The sequence below is a fragment of the Acinetobacter zhairuonensis genome, from assembly GCF_022601715.1.
Lineage (GTDB): Bacteria > Pseudomonadota > Gammaproteobacteria > Pseudomonadales > Moraxellaceae > Acinetobacter.
In genome coordinates this window covers 37974-55443 of the sequence record NZ_JAKVIM010000023.1, presented here as the reverse complement: position 1 = coordinate 55443, position 17470 = coordinate 37974, and the positions used below count along the sequence as shown (strand labels likewise).

The 17470-nt window shown below is 40.0% G+C and carries 16 protein-coding genes and 1 pseudogene; 13 read left to right on the top strand and 4 right to left on the bottom strand.

Features of this window, described 5'->3' with window-relative positions; translation table 11 throughout:
- The 7 genes and pseudogenes from MKI85_RS15310 to MKI85_RS15280 all read left to right on the top strand — a co-directional run.
- A partial coding sequence (locus MKI85_RS15310) for an exodeoxyribonuclease VII large subunit (protein WP_241628866.1) occupies positions 1 to 855 on the top strand: 855 nt, incomplete at its 5' end.
- Complete coding sequence (gene xseB, locus MKI85_RS15305; RefSeq protein WP_241628864.1) at positions 848 to 1042, top strand: exodeoxyribonuclease VII small subunit; 195 nt, start codon at positions 848 to 850, stop codon at positions 1040 to 1042. The genes MKI85_RS15310 and xseB, both read left to right, overlap by 8 nt.
- Positions 1043 to 1188: 146 nt before the next feature.
- Positions 1189 to 2256 (top strand): FRG domain-containing protein, encoded by a 1068-nt coding sequence (locus tag MKI85_RS15300; RefSeq protein ID WP_241628862.1) that lies wholly within the window; start codon positions 1189 to 1191, stop codon positions 2254 to 2256.
- Positions 2257 to 2339: 83 nt separating this feature from the next.
- Positions 2340 to 2975 carry a hypothetical protein gene (locus MKI85_RS15295; RefSeq protein ID WP_241628860.1) on the top strand — a complete coding sequence of 212 codons (636 nt, stop codon included), beginning with the start codon at positions 2340 to 2342 and terminating at the stop codon, positions 2973 to 2975.
- A gap of 360 nt (positions 2976 to 3335) precedes the next feature.
- Positions 3336 to 3982: pseudogene (locus MKI85_RS15290) on the top strand (transposase).
- 288 nt (positions 3983 to 4270) lie between these two features.
- Positions 4271 to 6745 carry an acyl-CoA dehydrogenase gene (locus MKI85_RS15285; RefSeq protein ID WP_241628858.1) on the top strand — a complete coding sequence of 825 codons (2475 nt, stop codon included), beginning with the start codon at positions 4271 to 4273 and terminating at the stop codon, positions 6743 to 6745.
- A gap of 287 nt (positions 6746 to 7032) precedes the next feature.
- A complete protein-coding gene (locus tag MKI85_RS15280) occupies positions 7033 to 8001 on the top strand; it encodes an MBL fold metallo-hydrolase (RefSeq protein WP_241628856.1) in 969 nt (322 codons plus the stop codon).
- A gap of 66 nt (positions 8002 to 8067) precedes the next feature.
- Here the strand turns inward: MKI85_RS15280 and MKI85_RS15275 are convergent, their stop codons facing one another.
- The gene (locus tag MKI85_RS15275; protein ID WP_241628874.1) at positions 8068 to 8649 is read right to left on the bottom strand and encodes a LysE family translocator; all 582 of its coding nucleotides are present in this window, start codon (positions 8647 to 8649) and stop codon (positions 8068 to 8070) included.
- A 465-nt stretch (positions 8650 to 9114) separates the two neighbouring features.
- Between MKI85_RS15275 and MKI85_RS15270 the strand changes: the two genes are divergently transcribed.
- The gene (locus MKI85_RS15270; RefSeq protein WP_241628854.1) at positions 9115 to 10728 is read left to right on the top strand and encodes an oleate hydratase; all 1614 of its coding nucleotides are present in this window, start codon (positions 9115 to 9117) and stop codon (positions 10726 to 10728) included.
- 109 nt (positions 10729 to 10837) lie between these two features.
- Here the strand turns inward: MKI85_RS15270 and MKI85_RS15265 are convergent, their stop codons facing one another.
- Positions 10838 to 11029 carry an NF038215 family lipoprotein gene (locus tag MKI85_RS15265; RefSeq protein ID WP_241628852.1) on the bottom strand — a complete coding sequence of 64 codons (192 nt, stop codon included), beginning with the start codon at positions 11027 to 11029 and terminating at the stop codon, positions 10838 to 10840.
- 280 nt (positions 11030 to 11309) lie between these two features.
- Between MKI85_RS15265 and MKI85_RS15260 the strand changes: the two genes are divergently transcribed.
- From MKI85_RS15260 to MKI85_RS15240, 5 genes are all read left to right on the top strand, one after another.
- Positions 11310 to 11858, top strand: a complete 549-nt coding sequence (locus tag MKI85_RS15260; RefSeq protein WP_241628850.1) for a TetR/AcrR family transcriptional regulator — start codon at positions 11310 to 11312, stop codon at positions 11856 to 11858.
- Positions 11859 to 11872: 14 nt separating this feature from the next.
- A complete protein-coding gene (locus MKI85_RS15255; protein WP_241628848.1) occupies positions 11873 to 13522 on the top strand; it encodes an MFS transporter in 1650 nt (549 codons plus the stop codon).
- Positions 13523 to 13551: 29 nt separating this feature from the next.
- Positions 13552 to 14685: an HlyD family secretion protein gene (locus MKI85_RS15250; protein WP_413351252.1), complete on the top strand. Its 1134-nt coding sequence runs from the start codon at positions 13552 to 13554 to the stop codon at positions 14683 to 14685.
- A 63-nt stretch (positions 14686 to 14748) separates the two neighbouring features.
- Positions 14749 to 15618 carry a 1-aminocyclopropane-1-carboxylate deaminase/D-cysteine desulfhydrase gene (locus MKI85_RS15245; protein ID WP_241628846.1) on the top strand — a complete coding sequence of 290 codons (870 nt, stop codon included), beginning with the start codon at positions 14749 to 14751 and terminating at the stop codon, positions 15616 to 15618.
- Between the two features lie 64 nt (positions 15619 to 15682).
- The gene (locus MKI85_RS15240; protein ID WP_241628844.1) at positions 15683 to 16882 is read left to right on the top strand and encodes a BaiN/RdsA family NAD(P)/FAD-dependent oxidoreductase; all 1200 of its coding nucleotides are present in this window, start codon (positions 15683 to 15685) and stop codon (positions 16880 to 16882) included.
- 88 nt (positions 16883 to 16970) lie between these two features.
- Here MKI85_RS15240 and MKI85_RS15235 read toward each other — a convergent pair whose 3' ends face one another.
- Together MKI85_RS15235 and MKI85_RS15230 are read right to left on the bottom strand one after the other, a co-directional pair.
- A complete protein-coding gene (locus MKI85_RS15235; RefSeq protein WP_241628842.1) occupies positions 16971 to 17108 on the bottom strand; it encodes a hypothetical protein in 138 nt (45 codons plus the stop codon).
- Positions 17109 to 17254: 146 nt separating this feature from the next.
- Entirely contained in the window at positions 17255 to 17410 is a 156-nt protein-coding gene (locus MKI85_RS15230) for a hypothetical protein (RefSeq protein ID WP_241628841.1), read from the bottom strand.
- Between the last annotated feature and the right edge of the window lie 60 nt (positions 17411 to 17470).

Below are 17470 nucleotides of genomic sequence, written 5' to 3'. Positions count from 1 at the left end.
TTGGTCAATAAGAACAAGGGGCTTCCAACACCCTTTGATATTCAAAATGTCCTGGTCATTGCCCCTGAAAATGCTGCAGGTCTTGGAGACTTCCGAAAGGATGCCGATGTTCTAGATCGCACTGGTGTTTGTCACTTTGTCTATCATTCAGCAACATTCCAAGGTAATACAGCCCCTACCAGTATTATTGAATCTTTAAGTGCTGGTTTAAGGCAATGGGCCAATGACTTTGACTCCCCTCCTGATCTGATCGTCATTATCCGTGGTGGTGGCGCGGTCAATGATCTAGCCTATTTGAATGACTATGATTTGGCTGCCCTGCTCTGTAAACGTTCAGTACCGATCTGGGTAGGTATTGGCCACGAAAAAGACCGTACAATTTTAGATGAAGTGGCTAACCGCTCTTTTGATACTCCTAGTAAAGTGATTGGCGGAATTCGAAATCTTATCCAGGAGCGAGTACAGAACGTGCTTGAATCATTACAGAAGATAAAGCTGCTCTCTCAACATCAAATCACTGCATATCAAGGCCAGAACGATCAATACATCAAAGTGATTAAGACGCTTGCGCAAAACCAAATCAATGAAGCAAACAGAACACTCGAGTTAATGAAGAGCGATACCCAGTACTTTACTCAATCTCAATTGAAACTTGCCTCTACTCAAATTGAAGGCTTACTCCGTGAGACTCTTTTACAAAATCCTAGAAATGTAATGGCCAAAGGCTACGGGATTGTCCGTAGTGAAGGCAAAGCTATTCGTTCTATCCAACAAATATCAGGTGAAGCCATTCAAGTAGAACTCCAAGATGGTCTTATCGAAGCTAATGTGACACAGGTGATCCACAATGACTAAGAATGAACTAACCTTTAAAGATGGATTCGAAATCCTTAAGAAAAATGCTGAATTGCTTGAATCCCAAGAACAGCCTGATATCGATAATTTAATGAAGATCGTTGAAGAGTCGATGATTGCTTACAAAGCCTGTAAGTCACGTGTAGATGCTGTGCAACAGGCTTTGGATGAAACATTTAAAGATTAAAGCTAGATAACAAATCACTTTTTTATACTTCTTTCTTTATTTGAAGTTTGATGAGCTAAACTTCCGAATATGGTTGATATTTTCAAGAAGTAATACTGATCACTCTCATTTCAATGATTATCAAAAATTCATATAGGAAAATAATTTTGACATCTTTACTTTCAGCAACTGTAAAAAGAAATGGGTATTTTGAGTTGAGTTTTGATGACTATAGGTCTTTTAAAGATTTTATCAGCCCTGAAAACTATAACTTGCAAGAACTAATGACACGGTTGAGATATGAGCATGAAAATATAGCCCCTATTAATTTACCAAGTTTTGGTTCTATACCTGCACCATTACCGACCATATATGATGAAGTTGTTTTCCGTGGGCAGGCAAACACTATGTGGGGTTTAACCCCATCATTGTTCAGAGAGACAACAATGCATCACATTTCTACCCCTAAGGATATAGTCAAAGAAGAATATTTAAATCTTATTGAATTCCAAAGGCTTTGTGATCAAGCTGGAGTACAAATACCTGGTGACTCTTTTAGTAGAAGGAAATCTCAAGAAATAGTTCTTTCGAACTTTGATCTTAATCACATGGATGACTTTTGGAATAATGAATTTATTGAAGTCGCAACCTTTGCTCAACACTTTGGTTTAGAGACCAGCTTTCTTGATTGGTCAAGAAATATCTTAACAGCATGCTATTTTGCTAGTATGGGTGCAATGAGTGAAAGTAATAAATACCAAACTAAATCTGGTTCTTTTAGCGTATGGATATTAAATAATACTCAGCTAGATCCTAAAATTATTAAAGTTATAGAACCTCCCAAGTCTATAAACAATCATATATCCCATCAAAATGGACTTTTAACACTCTCCAAAATATCTCCAGAAATTGCAAACTTTATTGATCCAAAGCATGGAGTTCAAACTAGACCTAAGGACTTCTCTTTAGAGCGGATTTTTGAATACTATGGAAAAGATCACTTATTACTCAAATTAAATATACCTTGGTATTTTGCAAATGATCTTTTTAATTATTGTAATGCTTTCAATTTTAACGCATGTAATTTATTTAGAGGTGCCCATGGTGCAGTACAGCACTTTAAGGATCTAAAAACCTTTGAAATTTTTCAAGAAAATTTATATTCTACCGATAATCATTTCTCCAATGCTCAACAATCAATTCATGACTCTACTTCTATATTGAACACAAAATAAAATATAGTAAGCCTTTCTATAAATTGGCTAGTCCGTCGTTGTGTTTAAAGAGAAAAATATGTGGTTTTGATTGAGGATATAAATTGAAAAATATACGGCCTATTAAATTTAGCTTTGCAGTAAGTTTGGTTATCTCATTTGCCTTTTTATTAATTACATTTTGGATTTTCTATAAATTCTCATGGGATGCTAACGCAGCAAAAGATGCCTTAAGCACAACTGGTAGTTACTATGGTGCAGCTGCAACTTTAGGTGCAGCAATCATAGCTGCTTACCTGTTTAATGATTGGAGAGACCAATCCGTAGGGGAGTTAAAATCACAACGTTGTTTAGAAATTAACAATGATTTATTTCAAATCGACAAGCTAGTATCAAATGCAGATATTTTTATGCAGGTGCTAAAAGATAAAAATGATGATCAACTATTTTCTTTGCTAGGAGAAAATATAGCTACTATAAATAATGATCTAAAAACCGCTACAACCGTTTTTTTAAACCGAATAGAAAAAGATAAAAGCTATCTATTTACGAGCATAGAGTCCACATACTTTGATGTATTGAAGGGTAGCATATTCGATATACAAAATATATTAACTTGCTCACCACATTTAAAAGACGATTTCGAAACTTTTACTCGATATAGCCTGCGCTTGAAAGAATATAAAGAGCGATATAATCATTCTAAAGAAATTCTAGATAAATATATTTCTTACAATTAAACACGTTTTAAACTTACAGCTACTCAATAACATCATCCAATTGATCCAAAAATAGATCCAATAGCCCTAGATACATACATCACCCCCTAACAGAGACTAGAATCCACGTCCAAAACTAAATTCTAAACGCAAATTTCAGCATTTTATAGATTGGGGGTACTTTAGGGGGTATCAATTTTAAGAAAATAAATATTATTGTTTATTTTCATATAATTATTAATTTGATTCATGTCACGCAGGGCGCACCATTTTATAGTTTAATTTAAGCTAAAAATTTCCATTTAATTGTTTTATATAACAAAATTTGGCTTTGTTGCATAAACCAGTCAGTAAAGACTTATTCAACAGTATAATTCCCAGATGAATAAGCCCGAACCTAAAATCTATCCTATTTCCAACTGGCAAGCGTATAACCAAGCTTTGATGAATCGAGGAAATCTCTCGATCAGGTTTGATGCAAATCCCTAATGCTATGCACCACTAAAAGCTAAATAAAGCAGAAACCACTCGTCCTCCGATAGCGTAATTTAATGTTGCTTGATGATTAAATCTCTATTTCGACTCTCTTTGCATATGGTCACAAGCTTTGTGCAAAGCCTCATTAAACTTTATGGCTTAGATTCGACAGCACCAGATTACTCAACTATCCGTAGAAGACAAAAGCATCCAAGTCATTGCTAATCGGCCAGACATATGCAGCGATTGCGCAAAAAAATACGAAGCTATGGAAAGATTATAGAATCGATTCAATAGATCGAAATAAATGAATTCAAACAATTGAGAATCTAGGCAGAACCATATTGAAAATATATGGTCTGGTTATCATTGCCAAAGTTGAGTTGAAAGCAAGATGTACTGTTTCAAATTATTAGGGGGATAAACTGACCGGAAGACATTTTCAAAGTCAGATCAATGAAATTCATGCTTCAAATTCAGAATTAAATAAGTTAGGCCAGCTTAACTGCCCAATTATCCACTTAAATATTGGGAGCTTAGATGAGTTTTAATTTTTAGGTCTTTGTGCAATAAAGCCCATTTTTCTAATTTCATTTTTTAAATATTTCTCCTGTGTTAATTACCTAACTCTACATTTCTTTGCATGAAGGTGGTAGAAATATGTTGTTTTTTTATTCAATCTAAATCGAGACCTTAATATTCTACTTTTATATTTTTTAAAATTTCCTCTCATTTTTACTATACCGATAACAGTTCAATATATAGTTTTATTTTGGGTAGTGTTGACTGTCTTAGTATGGCGAAAATGCATAACAAGCATTCACTAGAGGCGAAAAACAATGCTATTTATTCTGAGTATCATCCTTTTGCTTATAGCCGTTTGGGTAATTTTTTTCTTTGAATTATCAAGATTAACTGGTTCTTTTTTCCTTATTATTGCGACGGTATTGGCTGCTTTTCTTAGTCTATGGTCACTCCTTTTGAGTATTCCACTTGTTTTGATCAGTGTGATTTTACTGATTAAACCGCTTCGCATGCAATTCATAACAAAGCCTGCTTATAAAACACTAGCCAATGCCATGCCCAGCATGAGTAGTACTGAACGTGAAGCGTTGGATGCAGGCACCAGTTGGTGGGAAAAAGAATTATTTATGGGGGCACCCGACTGGAAAAAATTTGATGCATACCCCTATCCACAACTCAGTACAGAAGAGCAATCTTTTATAGACCATGAAGTTGAGCAACTGTGTAACATGCTAAATGAATGGGATATTCATCATAAGCATAAAGATTTACCGCCCGAAGCATGGCAATTTATCAAAGATAATGGCTTTTTAGGACTTATTATTCCAAAAGAATATGGTGGGCGACAATTTAGCTCTTTTGCGCAAAGCCGAATTATGAGCAAAATTTCATCACGATCTTTAACAGCGGCGGTTTGTTGTATGGTTCCGAACTCTTTAGGACCTGGTGAATTGCTATTACATTACGGTACAGAAGAGCAAAAGAAACGCTATTTACCGAGTCTAGCCAGAGGTGAAGAAATTCCTTGTTTTGGTTTAACTAGTCCTGAAGCTGGTTCAGATGCCGGCTCCATTCCAGATTCAGGTGTGGTTTGTTATGGCGAATTTGAAGGGCAGCAAATTCTAGGCTTGAGGATGAATTTTTCTAAGCGTTGGATAACACTTGCTCCGATTGCTACAGTCATTGGCTTGGCTTTTAAAATGTATGATCCAGATGGCCTATTGGGTGATACAAATAAAAAAGAATATGGTATTACCTGCGCTTTATTGCCCGCTAGTCATGAAGGTGTAGTGACTGGCCCAAGGCATAATCCTGGCTTGCCTTTTATGAATGGCACTATTGAAGGTAAAGATGTATTTATTCCATTGGACTGGATTATTGGCGGTGTAAAAAATGCAGGTAAAGGCTGGCGCATGTTGATGGAGTGCTTAGCCGTTGGTCGTGGTATTTCTCTACCAGCACTGTCCACAGCAGCAGGTGAAATGGCGTATTTAAATGTCGGTGCATTTGCCAAAGTTCGTCAGCAATTTAAAATTTCTGTAGGTAATTTTGAAGGTGTGCAAGAATCAACCAGTGAAATTGCCAGTGATGTTTACATGTTAGAGGCATTCCGCTATTTGGTCACTTGTGGTCTGAACCAAGGGGGTAAACCTGCTGTGATGACGGCAATGGCAAAATACTACGCCACAGAAACCATGCGACGGATACTCAATCATGGAATGGATGTTGTAGGAGGTCGTGCTATACAACTGGGTCCACGTAACTTTATTGCCCTCGGATATCAGGCAATTCCTGTTTCAATTACCGTAGAAGGTGCCAATATCCTAAGCCGTTCGCTCATGATTTTTGGTCAAGGGTCAATGCATTGCCACCCTTATTTATTTGAAGAACTACTACTGTTACAGGCTGTAGATAAAAACACGGTGCTCAACACCTTCGATGACATTTTATTTAAACATTTAGCGTATACCTTTAACCGTACAGCACGTGCCTTTACCTATGGCTTTACAGGTGGTTCTGCTCATGCTCCAGAAAATGCAGATGAATTTAGTCGTCCTTATTACAAAGTTATTAATCGTTTCAGTGCCGATTTCGCCTTGACCGCCGATATGTGTCTGGGCTTACTGGCAGGTGATATTAAACGTAAAGAAATGCTGTCTGGTCGTTTAGCTGACATTCATGCTCAGATGTTCATCGCCAGTGCGATTTTGAAATTTTATGAACATGGACAAAAAACAGATGCGGAGCAAGTTCATGCACGACTAGCCTTAGATAAAGCATTGTATAAGGCCCAAGATGCCTTTTATGATCTTTTTGAAAATTTTCCAATCCGGTTCGCTTCTGGATTAGTCAAATTCATTTGTTTCCCTTTTGGAAATGTAGTAGCCAAACCAACAGATCAATTAAAACGTGATGTTGCTGAATATATGATGCAAGACAATGCTTTCCGTCAGGAATTAAAACGGCACGTTTGTTACAGCACAGACACGAATGACGTTTCTGGACGTATGGAATCTGCTTTCCAAATGTTTCTAAAAATAGAACCGCTTTGGAATGCATTCAAAAAGGCCGAATCTAAAGGACAGTTTCAAGGTTTGACTTTTGAAGCGCATATTACAGATGCAGTGGCTACCCACATCATCACACAGGCGGAAGCAGATCAGCTAATTGCATACAATATTCAACGTTATGACAGCATGCTCACCGATATTTTTGATGAACAGCTATTCAATGAGTTAGCACTAGATAATCCACATGTATTACACAACAGAACTGATTCAACACAATAGCAAAAAATGGATGATGAACCGGAGGCTTTTCTAGGTTTTTAACATCATTAAATAAATGCTGGTTCATCAGAGGCCATCAAGGAAAATTCCTATTTTGTTCTGCACAATGAGATATACAGCATCCAACAATTTAAATACTTCTAAATACTGAACATGATAGGTAGTTCCTTAAACCAAACTCACATACCTTCATTAGATTTTTTCTTAGAAATCAATCTTCAAATTGATGAAATTAAGTTTACATGCTAAAAATTAGGCAACACCAATAAAAGATAGTACACATTGATATGAATAAGATACTTACATCCCTCCTTTTCAGCACAAGCTTAGTCAGTCTTCATACATTCGCCACTTCACCACCTGCGCCAATTCAGCAACAGCATCAAGTTGCAGGCTATTACCAATATCAAGCGGGTCATGCGCAAATTACGGCACTTTTAGATGGGACTAATTTTATCTCACCTACGCTATTTAAAAATCTGCCAGAAAAAGATATGCATGAAATTTTAAAGAAATACTATGCTGACCAAGAAAAGGGGATACAGACCTCAATCAATGCCTTTTTAGTCAATACAGGACATTCTCTTGTCTTGGTTGATACTGGTGCTGCAAGTTGCTTTGGGTCACATTTAGGTTCAGTGTTAAGCAATCTAAAAGCCTCAGGTTATCAACCAGAACAGGTGGATAGCATTTTACTAACGCATTTACATCCTGATCACGTCTGCGGGATTAGTAAAAATGGAGTCGCTAATTTCCCGAATGCGACCGTCTATGTTTCCAATACAGAAGCCAGTTTTTGGCTGAACCCCAAACAGGTCAATCAACTTCCGAAAGAGAAACAGGCTGGCTTTTTAGCTACAGTAGAAAAAATTAAAGCAGCCATTGCTCCCTATCAAGCCACACAACGTTTCAAAACCTATCAATTGGGGGATGAAATTAAAAATTTTAAAGTGATTAGCACTCCTGGACATACACCAGGGCATTTCAGCTATGAACTAAAAACCAAGGATGAAACCGTTGTCTTTATTGGAGATATTGTCCATTCGCATACTCTTCAATTCGACAAACCTGAAACGGCCATTGAATTTGATGTTGATCCAAAGCAGGCCGTAGCAACACGCTTAAAACAGTTTGCTGAATATGCAAAGAATGGTGAAACGGTTGCAGCACCGCATTTACCCTTCCCTGGAATAGGACATATCTACTCTGCGGATGGAAAAAGTTATCAATGGATTCCCGTGCACTTTAAAGACTAATCAAATACTTTGACTATTCTTATGATCATAAAAAAAAGCGACCTTCAAGGTCGCTTTTTTAAAATCTTATTTCATACCGAAAATCAGTTTAAGACCCAGCACGGTCATTACCCCACCTGCGATACGATCACAAATCGCTTTCGACTTTAAATAAACTTTGCGAGGACCTTCCGCAGATAAGGCAACAGCAACCAGTGAATACCAGCCTGCATCAATAAAGAAGCACAGCATTGGTAAAATTACATAGAAATACGTTGGAATGTCCTTAGGCAATAATGCAGTAAAAATACTGGCTAATATCACTGCAATTTTCGGATTACTCATTTGCGTAATTAAGCCTAAACGGTAAGCCTGTTTATAGCTCATTGGCTCTGCTGCACCATTCGGGTTATCCATTGGCTCTTTGGCATGTTTAATAATTTTATAGGCAATCCAAAGCAAATATAAACCACCACAAATTTTTAATATCAAATAGGCAGATGGCACAGCCAATAAAATCGCTTGTAAACCCATGACCGCCAATAAACCAAATATTGCAGCACCTGTACCTGTTCCCAGCGCAGTAAACAGACCATGTTTACGTGAAATTGCAATGGAATTTTTCGCTACATAAATAAAAGTCGGTCCTGGACTAATAGCACCCAACATTAAAGCTAAGGTAATTGAACCTAGTATGATCAGCGATTCCAAAGAGCACCTCGATGCATTGGGAGAAAAAATGGTGCACTATTTTAGACAAAAAATGCACCAAAACCTATCAAAAAATGCACTATAGGCGATAAAAAAATTCAGAAATTTAAGTCTACGCTTATTCTCATATTGCTAAAAACTCTTAATTCAATACACTTGTAAAGTATTTTCTTTATCTTAATAAATTCAAACCAATTAGAGTAAAAACTAAATATATTGTTAATTTTCATATACTTGAAATGTTAACATAGGATTATTTCATTTCTTTTTCACCTCTAGATTTTCCATAAAACAATTTTTTTGATCAAAATTTAGCATCAAATATTCACATTTCATTCATAGCTTTTTCCTATGCATAATCACATACTTAAAACATGGGATTATTTTACTTACTGATAAAAAATGACAAACGAGGGTTTATCCATGCCGAATAAAACCACATTCGACGCCAAACAAGCACATCTCTGGATCATTGGAGGTGGTATTGCGGGTATGGCTGCCGCAGCCTTTGCCATCCGTGACGCAAAAGTTCCTGCGCAAAATATTCATATTCTAGAAGAACTTCATATTGCAGGTGGTTCAATGGATGGAGGTGAAACACCACAAGCGGCACATGCTTGGGTCACACGTGGTGGGCGCATGCTCACCGATGAAACCTATTTATGTTTATGGGATTTATTTTCCAGCATTCCCTCTTTAGAAAACCCAGACATTTCTGTACGTGAAGAATGCCGTGCATTTAATGCAGAGATCAAAACCCATGCACGAGCACGTTTAATCGATGCTGAACACCACATCTTAGATGCGTCTAAATTAGGGTTAAGCAACTTGTATCGTGCACAAATGCTGCGTTTACTAGCTTCGAAAGAAGAACGGATTGGCAGCAGACGCATTGATGAGTTTTTTGATGACAGCTTTTTCCAAAGTAACTTTTGGCAGATGTGGCGCACCACATTTGCATTTCAAAAATGGCACAGTGCAGCCGAATTAAGACGCTATTTCTTGCGTTTTATTCAGGAACTCCCGCGCATTCATACTTTGGCTGGCGTAAAAAGAACCAAATACAACCAGTACGATTCCATGATTTATCCTTTACAGCGCTGGCTGGCCGAACAAGGGGCCGATGTGCGTTTTGGTCACTACGTGACTGATGCCGATTTTAGTAGCGATGAAAGCACGCAAGAACGTCGTGCAACAAAACTGTATGTCAAACTCCCTGAAGGTAAAGAAGAAATTGATCTGAAACAGCATGATCTTGCCATCTTTACCTTGGGTTCAATTACCGCAGACTCACGTTACGGTGGCAATCAAGATGTGCCTGAATTAATTCGAGATCGACAAGACCATGGTTGGCGTTTATGGGAGACTATATCGAAAAAGGCAGCCGATTTCGGACGTCCCATGAGTTTTTATGGCAATGTGGATGAGCACAAATGGGAGTCGTTCACCCTGACCATGAAAGATGACGTATTGCTGAAGCGTATTGTCGACTATACAGGCAATGAGCCGGGTACTGGTGCACTCATGACATGGTTTGAGTCAGGCTGGCATTTATCCATTGTGGTGCCTGCACAACCGCACTTTGCCAATTTACCCGACAATACCTTTACCCTGTGGGGCTATGGTTTCGAAATTGACCATATGGGCGATTACGTCAAAAAACCAATGTCACAAGCTACAGGACAAGAAATCTTAACTGAGCTTATCAAACAGCTCGGTTTTGACGATATTTTGGAGCATGTTTTAGCAAACACCGAAGTGACAACCGTCATGATGCCTTATGCCTCTGCCCTGTTTGCCTGCCGTAAATCAGGGGATCGACCTTTAGTGATTCCAAAAGGCTCGCAAAATTTTGCTTTCTTGGGACAATTTGTCGAAATTGAAGATGATGTGGTGTTTACCGTCGAATACTCGGTACGCGGCGCAATGCTTGCCATTTATGAGTTCTTTGGGGTCACCCGTGACATCCCAGAAATCTACAATGGGCTGCTTGACCCGAAAGTTGGCTTAAAAGCCTTGGAAGCGGTGTTCCACTAATTCATTGATACAAAAAGAGCATCTTTGATCGATGCTCTTTTTTATGACTTCAATTTAGTCTGGCTGAAGAAATACTTGTTTGACATTTAACTGGCATAGACAGTTCAAGCTAAGGACGTGCCACCTTCTCATGCAGCGTTTGTTCCTGAGCAATCAGTTTATAATCTTGATCTGCCACAGGCATACCCCCAATGACCATACTGCGAACCATAGTTTTCGGTTTATTCAGATCATCCTTTGCATCACAAGCGCTAAGTAATCCGGCTATAAGGCACATCAGGATGAAGGATACTTTTTTCATCGCATACCCTCACTTCTATTATTATTTTAATTTCAGCATAGCACTATTCATTTTCAAATCCTATTGGCTTTATAACAACTTTTATGGCTGAATCGATCCTCTGAAAAACACCTGACAAAAGTTAAAACTGCTTCACGTTTATAAAAAAAGAAGCTGAAAAATGTCTAATGAAATGATGAATTTGAATCCTGCTTACAAAATCTTACAGGCAAGATGATTTACAACGGACAAATTTGTCCGTTAAATATTAGGACTGGCTGCTACAAAAAATAAGCTCATCATGACTATTCGCCAACAACGTGCCGCTCAAAACCGCGAGGAATTACTGGAAGCTGCCATTCAGGTCTTCCGAACCCATGGCATTAATGCGCCCTTGCAACTGGTGATTGATGAAGCCAATGTAGGACGAGCAACCTTTTATCGTAATTTTGCTGACCGTCGAGCTCTGGTGATTGCCTTGATGGAACAAGCGCTAGAACGACTCGCGCAAAGGGCTGCCGAGTTTTCTCAATATGAAGATGGTTTTATTCGCCTCATTCAGAACCATGTCTATAACTTGCCCTATTTGACTGCACTGATGGAATATTGGCGGGTGATTGAGCGTGATGATCCGCTGATGGTAGATATTTATGCACGGCGTGATGCGATTTTACAGCCCTTGATTGATCAAGCCATCCAACATCAAATCTGTCGTCCCGATTTAACCACGCAAGACTATGCCATGATCACGGCAATCCTACGCACTTCCTTTCAAGGTTTAACCGATACTGAACAACAGCAATTGGCACAGCGTGCGATTGAACTATTACTGAATGGTATTCGGGCGTAGATGGCGGGCTGATTATGTCGCAAACTCCGCGTTTACTGGAACCCGCTCCCGACTGGACGCCTGAAGAAAAGCCCACGCTGCCGGGTTCACCTGCGGTGATCGCTCACTCCACTACAAAACGAATTCTGTATTTTTGTATTGGCTTGTTCATCGCTCTATCCGCGAGTCTGAGTAATGGTTTTATTACCGCCAATTTACCCTTAATTCAGGGTGAATATGGACTTACCCCTTCTGAGGCGGCATGGATTCCTGCGGCTTATGTCATGGCGAATGTCAGTTCTAACCTGATTTTGTTCAAAGCTCGCCAGCAATACGGCTTACGTTTATTTTCAGAAATCGGCTTAGTGATGTTTATTGCCATACTAGTTTTGCATTTATTTGTGCACACCTTTGAAATGGCAGTGTTAGTGCGTTTTATCAGCGGTATGGTCGCGGCTCCGCTCAGTTCTTTGGGTATGTATTACATTATGCAAGCCTTTAAACGCGCGGATTTCGGACGCAGTATTTATTTGGCACTGGGCTTTCAACAATTGGGCATTCCATTGGCGTGGATCATTTCGCCTTATCTGATTGATGTGAATAACTGGAATGTACTCTACACCTTTGAAATTGGCTTGGCGCTCTGTTGTTTCGCCATGGTGGTGTCACTGAAATTGCCGCGCAGCTTAAGAATTGCCGTGTTTGAAAAGCAGGATTTTTTCACTTTTGCCCTCCTCGCCCCAGGGTTTGCCTTTCTGTGCATTGTGCTGACACAAGGTCCGATTTTATGGTGGCTAGAAGTAAAATGGCTGGCGTATCTGCTCATTGCTGGTTTTAGCCTGATTGTGATCGGTCTGGTGTATGAACACTATCGGGTTAATCCCCTGATTATGACCCGTTGGCTCGGGGCAGCATCGACTATTCGCTTCATTATTGGCGCATTTGCGATTCGCTTTCTGATGTCCGAGCAAAGCTATGCCGCGGTGAATTTCTTAAAAACCATGGGCATGGGACCTGATCAGTTTGTACCACTATATACCATTATCTTCTTAGGGATTGTGGGAGGCACCTTATTCAGTGCCATCACCTTTTCCCGTGAACGGATTATTTGGCATTTGCTTTTAGCCGAAGTGTTGGTGCTGATTGCATGTGGTCTTGACTTTCATCTTACCAGTGATATTCGTCCTGCCAATTTCTATGTCAGTCAGTTTTTGGTGGGCTTTGCCAGTGGCGTGTTTATTGGCCCCTTACTGGTAACTGGAATTATGAGTGCCATGCAAAAAGGTCCAACCCATATTGTGACCTTCATTGTGCTGTTCTCTGCCACGCAAACCTTTGGTGGCTTGGTTGGTTCCTCTTTCTATTCCACCTATCAACAAATGCGCACACAAGATTATCGTGCCGAAATCATTCGCCAACTCCCTGAAACAGATCCGCTGATTGCACAGCGCCTGCAAAGCTATCAACAAAGCTCACGCCATTACACCCTCGATCAAAGTTTAGAACAGCAGCAAGCCTTAAAGAGTCTGAATCAAGTAGTGACCCGTGAAGCGCAAGTCCGCGCCTATAACGATGTGATTAGTTTAAACGGCGTAGTTGCCCTGCTGCTATTACTGTGGGGCGCATTTTTAATTGCACGTAATCAGTATCAATTGCGACAACACGCCAAGCTGCCCAACTCCTAACACATTGCCTTATTTATTGAGAAACTGTTATGTCTGAAGATCAAAAACCTGCAACATCATCAGAGGAAACTCTGCGAACGGAACCTCAGCCGATGATGATAGCTGCACCACCTAGTAAATTGATTCCTACGGCAAAGCGGACCTTAATCTTGATGTTTTTGGTATTGCTCATCGGTATTAGCATTATTTTATGGGCATGGAAAATTGGTCCTTTTGACAGTGCCATAGAGTCGACGGACAACAGTTATGTCAAAGGCAAAACCACGGTGCTCTCTTCACAAATTAATGGTTATGTAAAAGATGTTTTGGTCAGTGATTTTGATCATGTCAAACAAGGACAAGTGCTAATGCATATTGATGCCACCACTTATGATCAAAAAGTCACGCAAGCAGAGGCTGGCGTCGATCAGGCACAAAATAACCTGTCAAATCAAACTCAAAGCATCGCCCAGCGTAAAGCTGATATTGTGGCGGCAGACGCCAAAGTGGAACAAGCACGTGCAGCCTATCAACTGTCTTTAGCGCAACAGCAGCGTTATCAGCAATTAGGTAATTCAGGGGCCGCGTCCGAATCGGAACAAGACAAAGCCGTCGCAGATACGCAAAATAATTTAGCTTTGCTGCAACAGGCACAAGCCAATGTGCTGGTTGCCCAAGAGGCGCTGAAAACCGCACAAGTCGCGGAAACAGGTCTCAAGGCGCAAGTTACCAATGCCGCAGCACAACTGGATCAAGCCAAAACCACCAAAGACTACAGCACCATTACTGCACCAATGGATGGACAACTCGGTGAAGTCAATCCACGCGTGGGACAATATGTAGCCGCTGGTACACAATTGCTGTATCTGATTCCACAACAAACTTGGGTCACGGCGAACTTTAAAGAAACCCAAATTGCCAACATGAAAATTGGGCAAAAGGCATGGTTTACCGTCGATGCACTAAATCACCAAAAATTTACAGGACATGTGGAACAGATTTCCCCTGCTGCGGGTTCTGAATTCAGCGTGCTTAAGGCAGACAATGCCACGGGTAATTTCACCAAAGTGGTGCAACGTATTGCGGTGAGAATTGCGATTGATCCCAATCAGGCAGGGATTGAAAATTTACGTCCAGGCATGTCCGTGATCAGCTCTGTGGATACCCGATCTGCACAGCACTAATTCCTGTGCAGATTGCCATACATTCACTTAGACTCTCTAGCAAACCAGATTGATGAAAACCTCATGTTTGACCAAATAGCCCAAAGCATTCCTTATCATCACATTCATGTGGATGGATTTGAGATCACCATCAAGCGTTTGGATTTGGTTCATCCGCAGATTTCAGGCAACAAGTTTTTTAAACTGAAATACAATCTACTCGAAGCACAACAGCAAGGTTATACCAAACTGTTGACCTTTGGTGGTGCCTATTCCAATCATATAGCTGCCACGGCGTATGCGGCAAAATCCTTTGGTTTCGACAGCCTTGGAATTATTCGCGGGGAAGAACTGGCAACTAAACCTCTGAACGATACTCTAACAACCGCACAGCAGATGGGCATGCAATTGCAGTTTGTGTCACGTGAACACTATCGCCTCAAGCAAAGCCCAGATTACTTGGCTCAATTACAACAAGACTATCCTGATTATTATGTCATTCCAGAAGGTGGCACCAATACACTCGCCATTCAGGGCTGCAAAGAAATGCTGAATGCGCAGGATCGTGAAAATTATGATCTGATCTGTTGTGCTGTCGGGACTGGTGGCACCATCACGGGCTTGATTGAAGCCAGTAGCAAGCATCAACAAGTTTTGGGCTTTTCGGCTTTAAAAGGGGATTTTCTCACTTCTGAGGTGCAGCAACTTACCCATAAAACCAACTGGCAGATTAGTGACCAATTTTGTTGTGGCGGCTATGCCAAAACCACAGTAGAACTACTGCAATTTATTCAAGCCTTTGAGCAGCGCTACCAGATTCCCCTTGAACAAGTCTATACAGGCAAAATGCTAAAGGGATTGTTTGAACTGATTCAACAAGGGCACTTTCCTGCACAAAGTCGAATTTTGGTGATTCATTCGGGTGGACTACAAGGTCGTTTAGCACAACTTTAGATAGTCCTGAAAAAGCAAAAAAGATGGTCTATAATGCCCTGCTTTATTCTCCCGTGAGTATGCCATGTCCGCAAATCAATATGATGTCTTAGTTTTAGGTGCAGGTGCATCTGGCTTAATGACAGCCTATATGGCAGCTCAACGTGGACGTAAAGTGCTGGTAGTAGAAAAAGCCAATAAAGTCGGGAAAAAAATTCTGATGTCGGGTGGTGGTAAATGTAACTTTACCAACCTGTATGTCGAGCCAAGCAACTTTATTTCACATAATCCACACTTTGTGATTTCAGCCCTGACCCGTTATACCAACTGGGATTTTATTGGCTTGGTTTGTACTTATGGCATTGAATACGAAGAACGTAAGCACGGACAGTTATTCACCCTCAATGGCGCCAAAGAAATTTTAGCCATACTATTGGCGGAATGTGAAAAAACAGGGCTGGTCGAGATTAAAACCAACTGCGAAGTCAAAGCCATCACTGCTCTGGATGATCAAGGTTTTCAAACGGCTACCACGCTGGGGTATTTTGAAACCGAATCTGTGGTCATTGCTTCAGGCGGTTTATCCATTCCAACCTTAGGCGGTTCGGGTATTGGTTATGAGATCGCCAAGCAGTTTGGACATCATGTCTATCCAACCCGTGCAGGTTTGGTGCCATTTACCTTTTCTGACAGCTTCAAAGAAGTCACTACACGCCTAAGTGGTAATGCAGTTGATGCCACTTTATCCAATGACTTAAATGCTTTCACCGAAGCCCTTTTGTTTACCCATCGTGGACTCAGTGGTCCGAGTTCTTTACAACTCTCGAATTATTGGGATGTGGGACAAAGCTTTAAAATTGACTTTCTACCAAGTGTAGATTTGCACGAATACTTAAAGGCTAAAAAGCACAGTCAACCTAAAGCCCTACTTCGTACATTACTTACGGAACATTTCCCTAAAAGTGTGGTTGTAGAACTACAAAACCTGATTTGGTCTGAGCTCGCTGAGACAGCCATTGGTCAATTGTCTGATGAAAAACTTGAACATATTGCGACACGCTTACATGCCTTTGAAGTTAAACCGTCTGGAACTGAAGGTTACCGTACTGCAGAAGTGACTTTAGGCGGTGTTGATACCACCGAGGTTTCATCCAAGACCATGGAAAGTAAAAAACAAAAAGGATTGTATTTTGTAGGTGAAGTCCTAGATGTGACTGGGCATTTAGGTGGTTTTAACTTCCAATGGGCATGGTCATCGGCACATGCCGCATCGCAATACGTTTAATTCCTTAAAATAAAAACAGGCAGAGTTATTTAACCCTGCCTGTTTTCGTTTTAGTGAATAGAATTCAATCTATGCACGAATTCAACACTTATTCTAAATAGTCAGTACGCAGTAAATTCACTTGCGGATTGGCATCTACACGCTCAATTGCCTTTTGCATTTGATTTAAACACTGTTGCTGTGCGTCGGTCACTAAATTCAAACGTGACAAAAATATTTTTAACATGATGATCCCCTTCATTGTTGTTGTTTCTACTTCCAAGTATGGTTCAAAAATATGTCAGCCGTATTAAACTAAATACTCGTTTATGCTGAATATTTTCTATAAATAGCACAGTAATATTTAAAATGCGACTCTCTCAGCATAAAGTATTAGAACCATTGTTCCTCTACATCCTCCTCTTCTTTTACTTGCTGTTGCTTTACCTGCGCTGCAAAAATAAACTTGTAGGCGCTGGCTAAAAAACCAAAAGTAATTCCCGCAATAATGATTGGAGCAATGATTTTGTTTGGTGCTTTATTTTTCATTATCTATCCTCATCAAAAAAGATCGATCTGCCTAAGCATGATCGATCTGAATAAAATTGA